Origin of the sequence: Enterococcus sp. C63 (assembly GCF_040887215.1) — a bacterium.
GTDB classification, from domain to species: domain Bacteria; phylum Bacillota; class Bacilli; order Lactobacillales; family Enterococcaceae; genus Enterococcus_B; species Enterococcus_B hirae.
The window spans coordinates 42,141-59,019 of sequence record NZ_JBFOFI010000009.1; the positions used below are offsets into that span (position 1 = coordinate 42,141).

At 31.9% G+C, this 16,879-nt stretch carries 18 protein-coding genes and 1 pseudogene; 14 read left to right on the forward strand and 5 right to left on the reverse strand.

Annotated elements, in window-relative coordinates; translation table 11 throughout:
- Nucleotides 1–197: 197 nt before the first annotated feature.
- Together AB3H90_RS12535 and AB3H90_RS12540 are read left to right on the forward strand one after the other, a co-directional pair.
- Nucleotides 198–293, forward strand: a complete 96-nt coding sequence (locus AB3H90_RS12535) for a putative holin-like toxin (RefSeq protein ID WP_368016812.1) — start codon at nt 198–200, stop codon at nt 291–293.
- Nucleotides 294–663: 370 nt separating this feature from the next.
- Nucleotides 664–750, forward strand: coding sequence for a putative holin-like toxin (locus AB3H90_RS12540; protein ID WP_223603319.1), 87 nt, complete (start codon nt 664–666; stop codon nt 748–750).
- Nucleotides 751–1,067: 317 nt separating this feature from the next.
- Here the strand turns inward: AB3H90_RS12540 and AB3H90_RS12545 are convergent, their stop codons facing one another.
- Nucleotides 1,068–2,690 (reverse strand): ABC-F family ATP-binding cassette domain-containing protein, encoded by a 1,623-nt coding sequence (locus AB3H90_RS12545; protein WP_010720489.1) that lies wholly within the window; start codon nt 2,688–2,690, stop codon nt 1,068–1,070.
- Between the two features lie 408 nt (nt 2,691–3,098).
- On the opposite strand from AB3H90_RS12545, the gene AB3H90_RS12550 reads away from it, so the two are divergent.
- Nucleotides 3,099–3,620: an HdeD family acid-resistance protein gene (locus tag AB3H90_RS12550; protein WP_010720488.1), complete on the forward strand. Its 522-nt coding sequence runs from the start codon at nt 3,099–3,101 to the stop codon at nt 3,618–3,620.
- A gap of 99 nt (nt 3,621–3,719) precedes the next feature.
- On the opposite strand, the gene spxB is transcribed toward AB3H90_RS12550, so the two are convergent.
- A complete protein-coding gene (gene spxB / locus AB3H90_RS12555) occupies nt 3,720–5,450 on the reverse strand; it encodes a pyruvate oxidase (protein ID WP_094940646.1) in 1,731 nt (576 codons plus the stop codon).
- Between the two features lie 167 nt (nt 5,451–5,617).
- Here spxB and AB3H90_RS12560 point away from each other — a divergent pair, with 167 nt between their 5' ends.
- Complete coding sequence (locus tag AB3H90_RS12560) at nt 5,618–6,436, forward strand: ZIP family metal transporter (RefSeq protein ID WP_010720486.1); 819 nt, start codon at nt 5,618–5,620, stop codon at nt 6,434–6,436.
- A gap of 98 nt (nt 6,437–6,534) precedes the next feature.
- Here AB3H90_RS12560 and AB3H90_RS12565 read toward each other — a convergent pair whose 3' ends face one another.
- On the reverse strand, nt 6,535–6,726 hold the full coding sequence (locus AB3H90_RS12565) for a hypothetical protein (protein WP_010720485.1): 192 nt from the start codon (nt 6,724–6,726) through the stop codon (nt 6,535–6,537).
- A 217-nt stretch (nt 6,727–6,943) separates the two neighbouring features.
- Here AB3H90_RS12565 and AB3H90_RS12570 point away from each other — a divergent pair, with 217 nt between their 5' ends.
- On the forward strand, nt 6,944–7,525 hold the full coding sequence (locus AB3H90_RS12570) for a TMEM175 family protein (protein WP_010720484.1): 582 nt from the start codon (nt 6,944–6,946) through the stop codon (nt 7,523–7,525).
- 90 nt (nt 7,526–7,615) lie between these two features.
- Nucleotides 7,616–7,756, forward strand: a complete 141-nt coding sequence (locus AB3H90_RS12575; RefSeq protein ID WP_014834373.1) for a hypothetical protein — start codon at nt 7,616–7,618, stop codon at nt 7,754–7,756.
- A gap of 512 nt (nt 7,757–8,268) precedes the next feature.
- Here AB3H90_RS12575 and AB3H90_RS12580 read toward each other — a convergent pair.
- On the reverse strand, nt 8,269–8,718 hold the full coding sequence (locus AB3H90_RS12580; RefSeq protein WP_368016813.1) for a hypothetical protein: 450 nt from the start codon (nt 8,716–8,718) through the stop codon (nt 8,269–8,271).
- Nucleotides 8,719–9,249: 531 nt separating this feature from the next.
- On the opposite strand from AB3H90_RS12580, the gene AB3H90_RS12585 reads away from it, so the two are divergent.
- Nucleotides 9,250–10,698: a helix-turn-helix domain-containing protein gene (locus AB3H90_RS12585; protein WP_034697678.1), complete on the forward strand. Its 1,449-nt coding sequence runs from the start codon at nt 9,250–9,252 to the stop codon at nt 10,696–10,698.
- Between the two features lie 405 nt (nt 10,699–11,103).
- Here the strand turns inward: AB3H90_RS12585 and AB3H90_RS12590 are convergent.
- Nucleotides 11,104–11,389 (reverse strand): annotated as a pseudogene (locus AB3H90_RS12590) (hypothetical protein); the annotation flags it as partial.
- Between the two features lie 156 nt (nt 11,390–11,545).
- Here AB3H90_RS12590 and AB3H90_RS12595 point away from each other — a divergent pair.
- The 7 genes from AB3H90_RS12595 (at nt 11,546) to AB3H90_RS12625 (ending at nt 16,833) form a co-directional block, all read left to right on the forward strand.
- Complete coding sequence (locus tag AB3H90_RS12595) at nt 11,546–12,421, forward strand: hypothetical protein (protein ID WP_368016814.1); 876 nt, start codon at nt 11,546–11,548, stop codon at nt 12,419–12,421.
- A 234-nt stretch (nt 12,422–12,655) separates the two neighbouring features.
- Entirely contained in the window at nt 12,656–12,865 is a 210-nt protein-coding gene (locus AB3H90_RS12600; RefSeq protein ID WP_368016815.1) for a leucocin A/sakacin P family class II bacteriocin, read from the forward strand.
- Nucleotides 12,866–12,888: 23 nt separating this feature from the next.
- Nucleotides 12,889–13,158 carry a bacteriocin immunity protein gene (locus AB3H90_RS12605; RefSeq protein WP_368016816.1) on the forward strand — a complete coding sequence of 90 codons (270 nt, stop codon included), beginning with the start codon at nt 12,889–12,891 and terminating at the stop codon, nt 13,156–13,158.
- 400 nt (nt 13,159–13,558) lie between these two features.
- Nucleotides 13,559–14,110, forward strand: coding sequence for a hypothetical protein (locus AB3H90_RS12610; protein ID WP_368016817.1), 552 nt, complete (start codon nt 13,559–13,561; stop codon nt 14,108–14,110).
- Between the two features lie 800 nt (nt 14,111–14,910).
- Nucleotides 14,911–15,156 (forward strand): hypothetical protein, encoded by a 246-nt coding sequence (locus tag AB3H90_RS12615; RefSeq protein ID WP_368016818.1) that lies wholly within the window; start codon nt 14,911–14,913, stop codon nt 15,154–15,156.
- Nucleotides 15,157–15,243: 87 nt separating this feature from the next.
- Entirely contained in the window at nt 15,244–15,630 is a 387-nt protein-coding gene (locus AB3H90_RS12620) for a hypothetical protein (protein WP_349700197.1), read from the forward strand.
- 36 nt (nt 15,631–15,666) lie between these two features.
- A complete protein-coding gene (locus AB3H90_RS12625; RefSeq protein WP_081128379.1) occupies nt 15,667–16,833 on the forward strand; it encodes an ImmA/IrrE family metallo-endopeptidase in 1,167 nt (388 codons plus the stop codon).
- Nucleotides 16,834–16,879: the final 46 nt, after the last annotated feature.

Below are 16,879 nucleotides of genomic sequence, written 5' to 3' on the forward strand. Positions count from 1 at the left end.
GAAGGCACACGAATCAAATACATGTCAGGTAAAAAATAACATTATTATTTAAAAATAAAGTTAATGAGGATAGTAAGTTTGTACTAAATTTGCTACAATAAAACCAGTAATTCGTGGAGTGTAAAAGATGGTAGCTAATCTCTTAGATAAGGGGTGATGCTTATGGTTAAAAGCTTTGTCCCTGGAAAGGAATAAAGTTGTCAGTATATGAAGCAATACAACTCATGCTCGCATTTGCGACATTTGTGCTGTTGTTAATTGACAAAAAAGACCAAAAAAAAATAACCATCTAAATCACTTTTAGCCGAGTTTTTAGATGGTCAATACTCTAAAAAAGCTACCGTCTTTTTAACGGCGCGAATTACTGATGAAGGGGTTGTTTGCGCAATCCCTTTTTCACTATCCATTATAGCTTATCAATTGGAAAAAAGTAAAGCGGTTGATTAAAAAATAGTTTTAAAAAAATGAAGGCACACGAATCAAATACATGTCAGGTAAAAAATAACATTATTATTTAAAATTAAAGTTAATGAGGATAGTAAGTACTTCCTAAATTTGCTACAATAAAACCAGTAATTCGTGGAGTGTAAAAGATGGTAGCTAATCTCTTAGATAAGGGGTGATGCTTATGGTTAAAAGCTTTGTCCCTGGAAAGGAATAAAGTTGTCAGTATATGAAGCAATACAACTCATGCTCGCATTTGCGACATTTGTGTTGTTGTTAATTGACAAAAAAGACCAAAAAAAATAACCATCTAAATCACTTTTAGCAGAAGTTTTAGATGGTCACCATTCTAAAAAGGCTACCGTCTTTTTAACGGCACGAGTTACTGATGAAGGGATTGTTTGCGCAATCCCTTTTTCATTTTCTATTATAGCTTACACATCAGAAAAAATAAAGCGGTTGATTAAGCGAAATAAGAGAAAATGATGAATATAGAAAGTAAATGGATCGAAGGTGTCTTGGTAGTTGTGAAAGACAGTGTTTATCGTAGAAGAAAAGGACATCTCACCGACTGATGAGATGCCCCCGATAGGCTATTTTCTTAAGTCTACAATGATGTTGTCTTATTTCCAAAGCTCATCCAATTGTTTTTGGATATCTTTATTTTCTAAAAATTCATCATAGGTTGTATCTGCTCGATCGATAACACCTTTATCAGAAACGGCAATGATACGATTAGCCAATGTTTGGATAAATTGATGGTCATGTGAAGCAAAAAGGATAGAGCCAGTAAAGGCCATCAAGCCATCGTTTAGTGCTGTAATCGACTCTAGATCTAAATGATTCGTAGGATCGTCTAAAACTAAGACATTTGCTTTAGAAAGCATCATTTTAGAAAGCATGCAACGCACTTTTTCACCACCAGAAAGGACATTGACAGGTTTTAATACTTCTTCTCCAGAAAACAGCATGCGTCCTAAAAAGCTTCGTAAGAACGTATTATCGTCTTCTTCTTTACTTGCGTATTGACGTAACCAATCTAAGATCGTCAATTCATTATCAAATTCTTTCGTTGTATCTTTTGGTAGATAAGAATTGCTCGTTGTTACGCCCCATCTTACAGTTCCAGTATCAGGAGTGATCTCACCCATGATTACTTTAAATAAAGTGGTTGTTGTAATATCATTTTCAGCAACGAACGCAACTTTATCTTCTTTACTTAAGTTAAATGATATATCATTTAATATTTTCTTACCGTCGATCGTTACACTCACATTTTCGACCTGTAAGAGATCATTACCAATTTCACGTTCTGGTTTAAATCCAACGAATGGATAACGACGTGAAGAAGGTTGAATATCGTCAAGAGTAATTTTTTCTAACATTTTCTTACGAGAAGTTGCCTGTTTAGATTTTGAAGCATTCGCACTAAAACGAGCAATAAATTCTTGTAGTTCTTTGATTTGTTCCTCTTTTTTGGCATTGGCATTTGCTTGTAATTTTGCAGCAAGTTGACTTGATTCTAACCAAAAATCATAGTTACCAACGTATAATTTGATTTTTCCAAAATCTAAATCTGCCATATGGGTACATACTTTATTTAAGAAATGACGGTCATGAGAAACAACGATAACCGTATTTTCAAATTCAATTAAAAATTCTTCTAACCAGTTGATGGATTGGATATCTAATCCATTCGTAGGCTCATCAAGGAGTAACACATCCGGTTTACCAAACAATGTTTGAGCTAAAAGTACTTTGACTTTTTGACCACCAGTAAGTTCACTCATCAATTGATGGTGCAATTCTTCTGGAATATTCAGTCCTTGTAGTAAAACAGCAGCTTCAGGTTCAGCTTCCCAACCATTTAATTCAGCAAACTCGCCTTCTAATTCAGCTGCTCGGATACCATCTTCATCAGTGAAATCTTCCTTCATATAGATAGCGTCTTTTTCTTTCATAACTTCGTATAAACGTTTATGTCCCATAATAACTGTTTCTAAAACTGTATATTCTTCATAGTCATAATGGTTTTGTTTCAATACAGCCATTCGCTCATCTGGTCCCATGGAAACAGTCCCCGTAGAAGGTTGTAAGTCTCCTGATAATACTTTAAGGAACGTTGATTTACCTGCACCATTTGCACCTATTAAGCCATAGCAATTTCCTGGAGTAAATTTAATATTAACATCATCAAATAGTTTGCGGTCTGAAAAGTGCAAACTTACATCATTTACAGTAATCAATTTTTTTCCTCACTTTATCTTTATAATATTTAACGAGCCTCCTAGAATTATATAGGGGAAAAGAGAAAGTTTCAAGGTAATCAATTATTCTTTGTGTTTCACGTGGAACATGGGAATGAAAAATACTAAAAAATTGTGAAAGAGTGAAAAAATTTGTACTTATGAAGCAATGATGAGGTTCGGAGGTATCTAAGATAGAAAGGCAAAATGCTCGTTTATTTAGTAGAAGAATAAGTTGGTAATGAATATACGCAAATTATAAGAAGTAGTAGCTTTTACTAAAAATAATAGCAGCAAAAGCTGATCAGAAAAGAAATTACTTTTGCTTTTCATCACCAGCATATGTTTTGACGTTATTTAAAGAGAGCGTTAGTATAATAATAGATTAAAATGAAAGTTGGAATGAAAATGAATGAAAGAAAAACACTAGACTGGGGATCATTAATTTTAGGGATTTTATTTGTCCTTGTTTCATTAATCTCTTTTCAAGATCCTGTTGGTAATTTAGTGGCGATTGTCGTTGTTTTTGCTATTTTTGCCTTTTTAAAAGGAATTTTTGAATTATTTGTACGAAATCGCATGAAAGAATTGACAGGATATAAAGGGAAAATGCCGTTGGTTATTGGTATCATTGATATTTTAGTCGGGATTTTCTTCTTGTTCAATATTGGTGCAGGAGTAGTTGCTTTACCGTTTGTTTTTGCCATTTGGTTTATTGCCGACTCTATCTTAGCTTTATTTACAGCTGATTTAGCGAAAGGTTATAGCACAGGCTACTATTGGTTTACAGTAATCATCAATATTTTGGGTGTGGTATTAGGATGTATACTATTGTTTAATCCTATTTCCTCCGCTTTGACTTTAAGTTTTCTTGTCGGTTTTTATTTTATGCTCTTTGGGATCAACCATATCGTATATGCGTTCAGATAAACAAAGTAAAGTATATAAAGAAGCAATCAGGCTGAATTTTCCTGGTTGCTTCTTTTTTATAGTTGATATGTCTGAATCTCTCAAAGAGTAGAGGTTCAATTATTTCCTTCTTTCATATAATTCATTCAATACAGGTAAATCATGCACTTCGTATTTTTCTTTGAATTGTTTGATTTCTTCTTCTGTATATTTTCTTGGATCAAGATGAAGGTCTTCAACCGGTAAAGGACGTTTGTTATTGATTTTTACATCAATTACTACTGGTCGTTGGGATTTTTTAGCGGCATCAAATGCAGGTCTTAATTGGTGATACTCAGTAATCGTGAAACCATCAGCTCCCAGTGCTTCACTCGCTTTTCCGAAGTCAGCCTCTTCTAAAAACACACCAAATTTTTTCTGTTCAGTATCTTCTTGTTCTGCTTCAATAAACCCAAACGATGTATTCGATAAAACCACATTAATAATCGGTAGTTGGTATTTCACTTGTGTAATGATATCTTGCATCACCATTGCAAAACCACCATCACCGCTTAAAGTAAAGACTTGTCGATCAGGATAACTTAATTGTGCGGCAATGCCACCTGGAACACCATTCCCCATTGTAGCGAACCAACCAGAGGTCGTGTGTTTTTGTTTGCCGTTCATGTCTAATAATCGAATGGAATGGATCGTCGTATTCCCAACATCTGTTACAAAAATCGCATCTTCTTCAGCGATCCGATTGATTTCTTTATAAACAGCTTCAGGACGAATCGGTTGGTCTTCAAGGTCAGCGAATGAGTTTAACCAGTTTACCCAATTCGCTTTGTTTTCTTGGTTGGCTAGATACCAGCGATCTTCAGGACGTGGTTCGCCCAGCTGTGTTAATCTAGCTAATGTGGTATTGGCATCCCCTAAAATGGTATGGGAGGTAGCATGTCTTCGACCAAATTTTGAAGCATCGATGTCCACTTGGATAAATTCAGCCTCTGGGTTAAAGAACGCACGACCAAAAGGAAAGTCACTACCCATAAATAAAATCAAGTCGGCCTCTGCTAATGCTTCATTTGCAGGTTTTGTGGCCACACGTCCAGCAAAGCCTAGAAAGTTTTTATAGTTATCTGGAATGATGCCTTTCGCTAAAACAGAAGCAACAACTGGCATGGAAAAGTGTTCTGTAAAATCTTTGATTTGTGAAAAGCCATTACGAGTGCCTTGTCCAATGTAAAGTACAGGCTTTTTAGCTTTTTCAATAAAAGGAAGAGCAGCAATTATATCTTTTTCATCAGGAAGGATAGTACCTGTTTTATGAGTAGCTGCGTTAGATATTTCCTCTTCTTCAATGTCTGCAAAACCTAAATCAACAGGGATGGTTACAATAGCTACTCCTTTATTTTCATAGGCTGCTTTGATTGCTTCGTCCACTACATGAGGTAAACTTTCAGGTGTCATAACTGTCCGATTATAGACACTAACATCTGCAAAAATTGGATTTTCATTTAATTCTTGGAAAGAGTTATAGTTCATAGCAGTAGTTGCAACTTGTCCAAGCAACGCAACAACTGGAACATGATCCATTTGTGCATCATACAAACCATTGATCAAATGCGTGGCACCTGGTCCAGCAGAACCAAAAACGGCCCCAACTTTTCCTGTTAGTTTCGCATCGGCTGCTGCGGCTAGCGCTCCTACTTCTTCGTGACGTACTTGGATATATTTTATTTGATCTTTTTCATGATAAAGAGCATCCATGATTGAATTAAACGAACCACCAGGAATCCCATAAATGTGCTCGATTCCCCAACTTTCCATTACTTTGACCATTGCGATACCAGCATTGATTGTTGCCATATTCTCCCACTCCTTTATCAAATGAATGATAAAATTTCGTAACTTTATTAATTAAAGTATAGTGCTTTAAGAATAAAAGCCCAACTGATTCGCTTTTTTACACAAACAGTAGTCATGATTTTTTGAATATGCTAGAGTAATAAGTAAAGGCACGAAAGGAGAATAAAATGACAGAATGGCTACTAAGCTTAGCCCCGTGGCAACAAGCATTAGCGGGGACAGCATTTACGTATTTTATGACAGCTCTGGGGGCTGGGTTGGTATTTTTCTTTAAGGAAATCAAGAAAGAAGTATTGAATCTCATGCTTGGTTTCGCTTCGGGAGTCATGATTGCTGCTAGTTTTTGGTCATTGCTTGATCCTGCGATTACAAAAGCTGAAGAAAATGGCGATATCGCTTGGCTGGTCGTTAGTATTGGTTTTGGATTAGGTGGTGTCTTTCTTTATATCGCTGATAAAACGCTTCCCCATATGCACTTTGGCCCACAGCACGAAAAAGAAGGCCTACCTACGCATTTAAAACGAACAATCTTATTAGTTTTTTCGATCACCTTGCACAATATCCCTGAAGGTTTGGCTGTAGGGGTAGCATTTGGGGCTGCCAGTACAGCCGATAATCCAACAGCGGCCGTTTTGGCAGCCATTTCGGTTGCATTGGGTATTGGAATTCAGAATTTTCCGGAAGGTGCAGCTGTTTCGATTCCTTTAAGACAAGAAGGATTGAGTCGAACAAAGGCATTTATATATGGACAAGCTTCAGGTATTGTTGAACCGATCGCAGGTGTGATTGGTGCGGTGCTAGTGACACGAGTAACCATCCTTTTACCTTATGCACTGGCATTTGCAGCAGGTGCGATGATCTATGTGGTTGTTGAGGAATTAATTCCCGAAGCCCAACAAACATTATCAAGTAAACGACATTTTGCCGTTTTTGGGGTGATGTTAGGTTTTATCATTATGATGGTACTAGATGTAGCTTTAGGGTAATACCATCAAATGATATATCATTTTGAACAACTGATAAAAATATAACGAAAAAAGCAGCACAAGACTGGGGAATCTGTCGTGTGCTGCTTTTTTCAATATTAGTAATATTTTCGATGATGTCGACGATTTGTTCCAGAAATTACACGAATTAGCCAAATAATGATTGCAATAGGAATGAGTAATTTAATTGCAAACCATAAAATACTAGTAAAAAGGCTAATTACAAAACTACCTATAATCAATACCATTATTAGCATGAAAATAGTTAAAAAAGTATTTCTTTGTCCCATACAAACCCCTCATTTCTTGCTAGTTCCCAAAATAAGTTAAATTTAATAAGAATATACTTAAGAACTTAGCTTAGTTATTAGAGAACCACGATAGTTAAATCCTCTTGTTTCATTGAGTATAGCAGTATAAAGTGAGCGTTACCTCCAACTATAGACTGATTTAGTTGCTTTTTTCTAGCTATCTTTACTACAATAAGTCAGAAAAGGAGGCAAAAATATGCCAAAAAATCGTTTAGAAGCTTTTACCGATGCAGTTATCGCAATCATTATGACTATCTTGGTCTTAGAGCTTCACCAGCCAAACACTGACACTTGGCAAGCGCTAAGTGCCTTAGGATATCGTTTTATGATCTATATTGTCAGCTTTTTTACATTGGTCATCTATTGGAATAATCATCATCATATGTTTCAAGTCGTTCATAAAGTAAATTGGCGAGTTTTATGGGCGAATAGCTTTTTTATCTTTGCTTTATCATTTTTTCCCTTTGTCACGTCTTGGATCAGCGAGTATAGTCATAGTTTAGCGCCAGAAATCACATACGGTGTAGTAACTTTAGGAGCTAATATTGCTTACTATATTTTAGCAAGAGAGTTGGTTCAGTCTGATCCTAAAAATAAAAAGAATATCAAAGAATTACTAGATAACTATCGAAAATCCTACTGGTCAATTGGGTTAAATATTTTAGGAATTATTTTAGGCTATGTCATTACACCAATAGCTGTTTTAGTAACGAATGCTGTGATTTTACTTGGTTGGCTGATTCCTAGCCGTAAAATCGAATCTCAATATAGTAATTAAAGATGTTCAAAAAAATTAAGAGAAATATAACAAAAAGATAAAAAAATGGTCGAACTTCTAGAGGAAAATCTTTCTTGAAGAGGGATGCTTATGATCAATCAAAAAAAATTGAATATCGGTCTAACTACGAGCATGATAACGATCCTTATCTATATAGATCATCGGCAATGTAGTTTATTGGTTATTTTGTTATCTATGATGATTCCATTTGTTGTAGCATTAAAGAAGTAAGAAGCGTTTATTTTTGATCCCGGATCTTTCAGTCTAAAGAATTGAAAGATCCGGGATTCGTTGTATCTAATTATACACAGATACGTATCAGAGAGGTAATCTGTTCCGAAAGTTTTCCACAGGGGATAACGAAAACGAAAAGTTCCAACCTATCGATAAAAGCAGGTATACAATACTTTTGTATAAATATTAAATGAATAAGCAGACAGCAATTTATATAGATTAATCCATCTGATTAAATAACTTTTGGTTTTTTCATTTAGTGTTATTTTATCTTCTTAAAATAACGGATTTAATAATTTGTTTATTTTCTTCGCAAGAAGAATCAAATAAATTAGGAAAAATGACGAAAAACAAAGGAAACAAGCCGTCTCGAATTAAATAGTTAGTATAAAAGATCAATGGTCGAGTGGGAGAAGAAAAAAGAATAAACAGAAAAGTTATTCGAGGTTCTTTCCATTGAAAAAGATAAAAGCCAATTAAATATACCCCTACAAGGTATATTTAATTGGTCAGTCTGTTGTATGAGTGGCACTTGCGACAGGATAATTTTTTTTATAAGCAAAGTAGCGTGCTTCTTTTTTTGCTAAGCCAAAAGAATCAGATAGCTGTAAATTTTGAGGTGAGAATTGTATGGCGGGGATTGAAAATGTCTGTTTTTGTTTGTCTATAATTGAAATAGAAAAGTTGATTTCTTCTTGTTCGGCATTTGCTAACGTCACACAAGAATGTCTGTCGAAATGGATACCAACTACTGTGTAAATGCCCAGTAATTGAAGTTGATCTCCTTCAATTTTTACTAGTTCATCTTTTGTTGGAACATATTCCATCTTGGCTCCAGTAGTCATTTTCATTTCAGCTTTTGAAGTAACATCTTTTACAGGAGAAGCAAAGTATTCAATCATAAAAAATAAAGCAATTAAACCTAAAAAACTACTAACTATAATAATTGTTTTCTTCACCTTGGACACTCCCATCTAACAGTTATGACGTAAAAAAGTACATTTATGATAAAAATAGTTTTTTAATCATTTAAAATGGTATAATATATGCCTTTTTTTATTAATTTTTGTTATTAATTAATTGCTTTAAAAACAGTATAAATTTAAATATAAAAAAAATAAAGCATAAAATACTTAATTTTAGCAGTTTATTTTACTGAATAAATGTTTCAATCAAATAATTTATTTCGCTAAAATAATTTATTTAGTTATTTTTTAAAATGAGAAGGCGAATGATACTATTTTCTGTTGGCAAGATCAGCATTCTGTTTATTTGCAAGGTCTAAGGGCAAAAAAAGGCCATAGATGATCTATTTATAAAATTGGTAGATAGGATTGCTTATTTTTCATATTTTTTATACCCATTTTTACTATTTTTTTGAAAAAAAAATTCTAATTCGTTAAAAATTTTCTTTAAAATATAAATAGGAACATTCAAATAGAAAAAAGTGAATGCTTTTTTCTATTTGGTAAAAAGAGGGGAGGAAGTAAATGTTAAATATTTTATCGAAAAAAATGAAACGGCAGTTACTTCTACTGGAATTGCTTTTTGAAGGAGAAACCTATCGCTTTCAAGATTTAGAATCTCAATTAAAGTGTTCTTCAAAAACATTGAGAAATGACTTGATGGATATCGATTCTTATGCAAAAGAAATTAATATACATACTGATCGTGAGAATGGGATATTTGCAGAAATTGCTCCTCATGTCACAGAAGAATATATTTACCGAATTATTATGAATGAATCGATTGAGTATCAATTTTTAGAAGCAATCGTGTTAAATAAATATACGAACTACTTGGAAGTAACGGAACAACTATTTATTTCAGAGAGCACTTTAAGACGAATGGTGAAGCGCATCAACCTTTCCTTAGAGCAATATCACTTAAGAATTCGAGGATTGATTCGATTAACGGGAAATACACAGTTAATTGAAAAGTTGACGATCCAGTTACTTTTAGAAAAATATGTGTGTTTAGAAGAGGCCTTCAATGAAGAAATTTGTCAAAAAAGTCGTCAATTATACTTAAAATACATAACGAATAATCAACTTCAAGATATAATTCGTAAACTGGAACACCGAAAACATAATCAGCTTTTATTTTATATTGCTATGAAAATTTACCAAGTAAAAAACGAAAAACAATTTATTGAAAAAGAGCAGAATAATCTTTTATGCCTAGAATCAAATGAGAAGCAAAATACTTCTTTATGGTTATCTCTTGAAGAGGATCAGGATCTGATAAAATACATCTTTGAACAGCCGTTTGTTTGTTCGCTACTGGATATACAGAACAGCAGCGATGACTACCAACAAAAACCTTATTTAACAAAGATGGTTGGGATATTGCTTGATTATTTGGAAATAAAATATCAGATCAAATGTGAAGAACGACAAGAAATCTGCTATAAAATAATTAATGATGGCGACTATATGGAAAATCTTTCTTTTATTTTATATGATAAACATCATCAGTTTTTAAAACAGATACTTCCAGAAATCGAAAGTATTCAAGTAGGACTAAAGAATTATTTAATTAACAAGGATCAAAAAGAGTTATTAAAGTATATGAAAAATGACGAATTTACCAGAAAATTAGTCGCTTTGTTACTTGTCTACTGGCATGATCTGCTAAAAAAGATTGAAACGAGTAAACAAATTAGGGCTTTGATTGTAACCAATTCTGAACAATATGCTAGCTACATTATTGCAAAGCTTGAGCTTTATCTAGGAGGACGATATCGTTTTGTAGCCAGCAAAACCCCGGTAGTTACAGATCAGATGCTACATAAGGAAAATTATGATTGTATTGTTTCCAATACGATGCTGAACAGACAGTTTAATATCCCTATATTTGGTATTTCTATTTATCCCAAATCAAGAGAAATTCAAAACTTGATTTTCTTTTATCAACAAACAAGAACAGAAATTACATAGCGTGTTTGATATTTATTAACTTTGAGAAATTGTTAGTTTGAACATAGGTGGTCAATAAAGGGAAACGCTGATCAATGGTGAATGAATATTCCACAGATAAAAGAAACAAAAAGAAGAGATAGGTTAAAAGTTAACCTAATTTTATGGGCTCTTTGTTAAATGATATGATATTGGTGAAGAGAAATCTTAGAATCATTTGGACAGAAAGAAGAAAAACTTCTTTCTGTTCTTTTTATTAATATGTAAAATCTTATTTCATAAGAAATTATTGATTTAAGAAGGTGTGATTAGTTTCTTTTATTTTTTAGGTAGAAAGAACTAGTTGGATAGTGGAATAGTAAATAAACACCCTGACCAACACTCAGTCATTGATCAGGGTGTTTATTTTGTGTCTGCACTGTATCATTTAAAACATCCTTTATAGACTTCTATTTGCTTTAGAAAATTTAATCATTTGTGCCTAGCGTCGTTTTAATTCAGAACGCTCTTGCCCAGCAATAATAGATGATCAAGTCCTTAATGAATTTGTCTAGGAGTGTATTGCCAATTGCTTTCAAGTCGATTAATGGCTTTTACAGTAAAGACAACTCAAAGATTCCTAGAAAATCGGTTGATGAGTATGTGTTGTTCTAGATTGTTTCTCGATGAAGATTCTTTCTGCACCAAAATTTAATCTACTGTCCCAATTTATTTAAAATACATCTCGTAAATTAGAAATCTAGATTTTCCAATGATCTGCTAGTTTATATTTAGGGTACACTTTAAATAGACAGAAGGGGACAGCATAGAACCTATTTATTGTGATATAATTTTTTGTAAACTGAAAAAGTCTAGGAGGGAGTAATAAATGAATAAGCTTTTTAGGGTAGTAATATTTTCAGTTTCTATTTTAACATTAGGAGCTTGTAATAACTCAGATAACAACAAAGGAGAAGGTGCTGAAAAAAAATATGTGGCATCCAATACTATCGAACTAACTAATCAAGAGAAACAAATGAATTCTACTGAAAGATTAAATGACTTATTTAATGCTATAAAAAAAGATACGATAATAGCAAATACTTCAGAAGAATTTGAATATCAGTTTGCAATTGAAAATGAATCAAATGAAAAAAACACAACAATGAAACAGATTGAAAAAAATAAGGAAACTATTTTTGAAAATTTGGATAATAAGTTAGGTCTGAAGAATTATTATACTAATTTAGCGTTGAAGAACATCAAAGAAGACTTTGAAAAGATGGATCTACATCAAGCTTTTCAATATCCACTAGAGTTTTTCTTTCTAGCTCAATACACTTCTGCATATTGGGGAGAAGTTAAAACAGAAGATAATGGATTTGTGAATACGTATATCAATAGAAACACAATAGTATTTGATGGTCAAAGTTGGAAAGTAGCACGTGTAGATTCTGAAGGAGAAAATGTTGCTAAACTTGAAATAACAAATGATAATATTCATATAGCTAATTCTCGGTATGCGAACTCATATACATTTGATTCTACATTATTAAAGAATAGTATAGAAAACAACGATAATGATAAATTAGCTCAATCCTTACAGTTAAATAACCATAAGTATCTGAATTATTCAATTACTTTTGCCAATCCAGCTATTAATACGCTACAATTAACTAACTTTGGCAACAATCCAGCTTTGATTGTAACTTTAAATAAAGAAGATTCTGTTTGGAAAATAAATGATGTTGATTATGGTTATTAATAAATATTTAAAAAGCTACCAAGAAAAGTTGGTAGCTTTTGTTATTGTTAGGTGAATCGCTATATCTATTATTTACGAAAGCTATTTTTAAAATATGTTTTATATGAGAAGAAAACTTATATATTTAATTATTAAGGAGTACCATTTATGCTTTCAAAATAACTTTTTATGATATAAATATTATATTTTTTCGAGAAATATGTATTATTATTTTAGAAAGAGGAGATATTATTTATGAAAAGAAAACTATTTAGTTTAGCTCTTATTGGAATCTTTGATCTAGTGCTAACAATCTTTGGTACCAAAGTTGATGCGTCTACACGTTCATATGGTAATGGTGTTTATTGTAACGAACAAAAATGCTGGGTAAATTGGAATGAACCAAAGAAACAAATGATTGGTATTGTAATTAGTGGAGGGGCTCCTGGTTTGGTAGGTATATAATTTTTTTATATTTAGGAGTTATTATGTCTAAAATAAATGATGAATTAGATAGTGTTCTTAAATTAACCGAGTTATCTTTAAATGATCCTGAAATTAGAAGTGATCAAAAGCTAAATGAATTGATAGTTGAGATAAGAAAAGAAGCTTTAAAAGGCGTAATTTTTTACGATTATAAGAGAGAATTACTGCGATACGTCAGTAGTTTTTCTAGAAGAAATAATTTTCGCGTTCCTGAAGTTCTATTAAAATTAATAGCGATCGTAAAAACACCAAAGGGTTGGTCAGGTTTTTAAGTTGCGTGAAGAGATGCACTATTTTTTATAAGAGTACTCAATAAATTTTTAGTTACTTTTATTAAGAATAAATATCTATAAAAGTTTTTCTCTTTTTATTCGATAACAGTATATCTAGTTATATTGTAGTCGAAATAGCAATCCTGTTATTAAGATCCTCAGCAATGCTATTATATAGGCTCTTTGGCAAATGATATTGGTGAAGAGAAATCTTAGAATCATTTGGACAGAAAGAAGAAAAGCTTCTTTCTGTTCTTTTAGAGAAGGCAAATATTTCCTCATTGTTTTGGTAGTAATTCAAGTAAGTTTGCAGTAAAAATTACTCATTTAATATTAATGAAAAGTTTAATGTACTTTGCTATTATGGACTAATTAATTAGGAAACAGATGGAGGTTCTCAATGGAAGTACTGAGATTAGTTAGTCAATTTTATGCAATTATAGCGATACCCGTCTTTATTTTTTGTGGTTTTAGATTACGTAATCAAAGAAGGGCTATGGAAAAGAAGAAAAAAAATAAAGTGAGTGAAATGTTCCCCGAACTTAGTAACGAGGACTTAAAGCTGAGAAAAACAGCAATTATAAATTATCAAAATATGTATTTGAATACCACTTTTAAAAGAGGTATTCAAATGTTATTGACTGTTGCATTACTTGCAAGTATTATAGGCGCTTTGGTCACTAGTATACTTTATCAAGATTTTTCGACTAGTTTCCTATGTATCATTGCATTAACTTTTTGTATTTTACTTCTTAGTATAATCGCTCCGTCAAGTCAGAAACAAGCACAGTTTTGGGAGAATTATCTAAATCAACATCCCGATAATCCATTGAAAATCGTTCTATTGGACAGGGAAGATGTCGAAAAGATTACTGCAATAAGAAAAAAACAAGTTATTAACTTTATGGTCATCGAGTTAGCTTTTCTGATTTTTTACGTTCTTTATTTTTAGCAAGATACCCGTTTTTATATGAATAGTCAATTGATTGTCAAAAATAAGAGGGGGAAGAAATTAAACGATTGACTGGAATGGAAATAGAAAGAATTTTATCAAAAGGCTACAGGTAATTTTTATAAAGAAAATACATGCAGCCTACCATTATTTTGTTGATTGGGTGGCTTCACATGAACGGTATAATCCTCTTTGATAGTATTTATAAAAAATAGGAAGTAGATTGTCTTTGCTAGAGAGTTATAAAGATTCATTGTTTGAAAAAAAGAACCGTGAGCACCTTTGATATCAAAGGCTTCACAGTTCTTTTTAAATTTATTTCTATTTAAAATTAATCTATCTAATGCCACTTGTTGCTGTTTCTTGCAACTTAATCCATAAACTTTTTTCTTTCTTCAACAATTCCTTTTTGTTCAATGCTATAAACAAATTACTTGCGACACTTTCATCATTTATTAAAGAGAAATTTTAAAATACATAATCAATCTTATTTTTTGAAGCAAATGAATTTTTTATTCCATATTCGTAGAAATACTGCTTATTTGGCTGCGAAAACTGTCGTCTTTGTTTTCTTCTAAGGTGATACTATGAAAATAAGAAAAGAGTATTTATTTTATTGCTATGTTGTATTTGTTTCAGTCTAGAACTATAAGAATAGAAGTACATGTTGATAATGACTTCTCTTTTTTTACTTTTTAAATCTAGCTTTAAAAAAATCAGCTTTTTTGTATTCTTTTGTTTAATTTTAAAAAAATATAGGATATAATTACTTCAAATATAAGTAGATTGGAGTTGGACAGATGGCAAATGAAGTTCTAAATGCGGAAGAAGCACAATTGGTTGTTGATGGGTTATTACTTGGTTACAAAGAATATCTAGATATTCGTAAAGAGATGAAAGGAAGATTGAAAGTTTCTGCTGGATTTGCTTTTACAAAAGGGAACTTTATTGATGACGGTGTTGCTAGAAAAACTTTTAATTTTGCAGAAAATAAACGCGAAAAAGCAGGCGAAAGTTGGGAATATTTAGAGTTTTCCTTTGGTTGAGAAAAACCTTCTCTTTTTATCGTAAAAAATGACTATAGATTAAATCAAACTTTCTCAAAAGAAAAAAAGAAAAAAGTAAGTAAATATTTGTCTGATTATGCTAAGATTAATAAACCTATCCTTAATTCAGTTCGTAAAGGTCAAAAGAAAGTGCCTAATACCTCAATTCAATTAGAGCTTCCATTGGAAGAACCAATGATTTCAGAACAAGAGTTATCAAAATATGAAAATTTTTACATAGTGGTTTATAAAACGAATACGGCAAAAGTGATAGAATCAGTTTCACTTGTTTTACCTGATGACGAAACAAAAGAACTACATATAATTCAAAATTTAACACCGTATTTGCAAACTACGTCTATAATTATAGAAGATGAAGAATATTCTGCTGTAGTTGGTGAAAAAGAAGAAATTGGTGATCTCTATGATTATGATTATACAATTCCTAAAGAGGAAAAAGAAATCTCCAATTAGTTTCCCAGTGCAGTGTATTAAGAAAGGAAGAGCACAATGTTTTATGGGAAAAATCTGCAAATAATTAGGATGTTGCATGGTCTTTCACGTAAGGAACTTGGAGAAAAATTACGAGTATCTGAACAATCGATATGGCAATTTGAAAAACAAATGATAGAACCATCATTTGAAAATATCTTACAAATGAAAGAAATTTTGCAAGTGAAATCCACTTTTTTCTTTGAAGAATTCCGTGTTGAAAAGACCTTTTTTGAAAATAATGTTGCGTATAGAAAAGCAGATATTTCTTCTAGAAAAAAAACTAATAGTGAGATAGTCTATTTAAATGTGGCTTCTAAAGTGATTAATTATTTAGAAAGTTTTCTAAATGTACCACCTAATAAGTTATTAGATTTTAGACAAAAAAGTTCTGAAATTTTATTTGATGAAATAACAAATGAGAAAATAGAAAAGATTGCTACTCTTTCTAGAAAGTTTTTAGAAATTCAATCTGATAATGGTAACCTATTATTATCATTAGAAAAGTCAGGAATTTATGTTTTAGAAAAAAATGTTGGTGGGAAGGCAGATGCTTATAGTGCATGGTCAACAGAAGATGTCCCAATCATTGTATTAGGTATAAAAAAATCGGCAGTGAGAAGAAATTTTGATTTGGCTCATGAATTAGGACATTTGTTACTACATCCGTATGTTGATTTTTCTCTGTTAGATAAAAATGAACGACAACAAGTAGAAAGAGAAGCAGATTATTTTGCTTCATGTTTTTTATTGCCGTCAGAAATTATTCAAAAAGACTTAGAAAAAATAAAGAAGATATCAAATCCAGATAGTTATATCTCTTTAAAGGCCAAATACAATGTATCCATTCAAGCTCTTGAAATGCGAGCTTATAAATTAGGATTTCTTACACCAAAACAACATAGCTATTTTTATCGACAAATTGCTATAAAAAATTACAGATTAGAAGAACCCTTGGATAGGGAAATTGTATTTAAGCGTCCTGGAAAAATCCGAAGTATTTTCAACTTGGTTCTAACGAATAAGTTAACTGATTTATCAAGCATTGAAAATAATTTTAGGATTAATAGAAGCTTGTTAGAAAAAATGTTTTCGATTGAACCTGATTTCTTCGGTCCCTTTGCAAAAGAAGAAAATTTTACAGATTTAAATAATGTTTTGAAACTTAATTTTGGTTCTGTATAGTTTACAAGTTTTATCAAAGGATAGATTTGATTTTAGAAACGAAGGA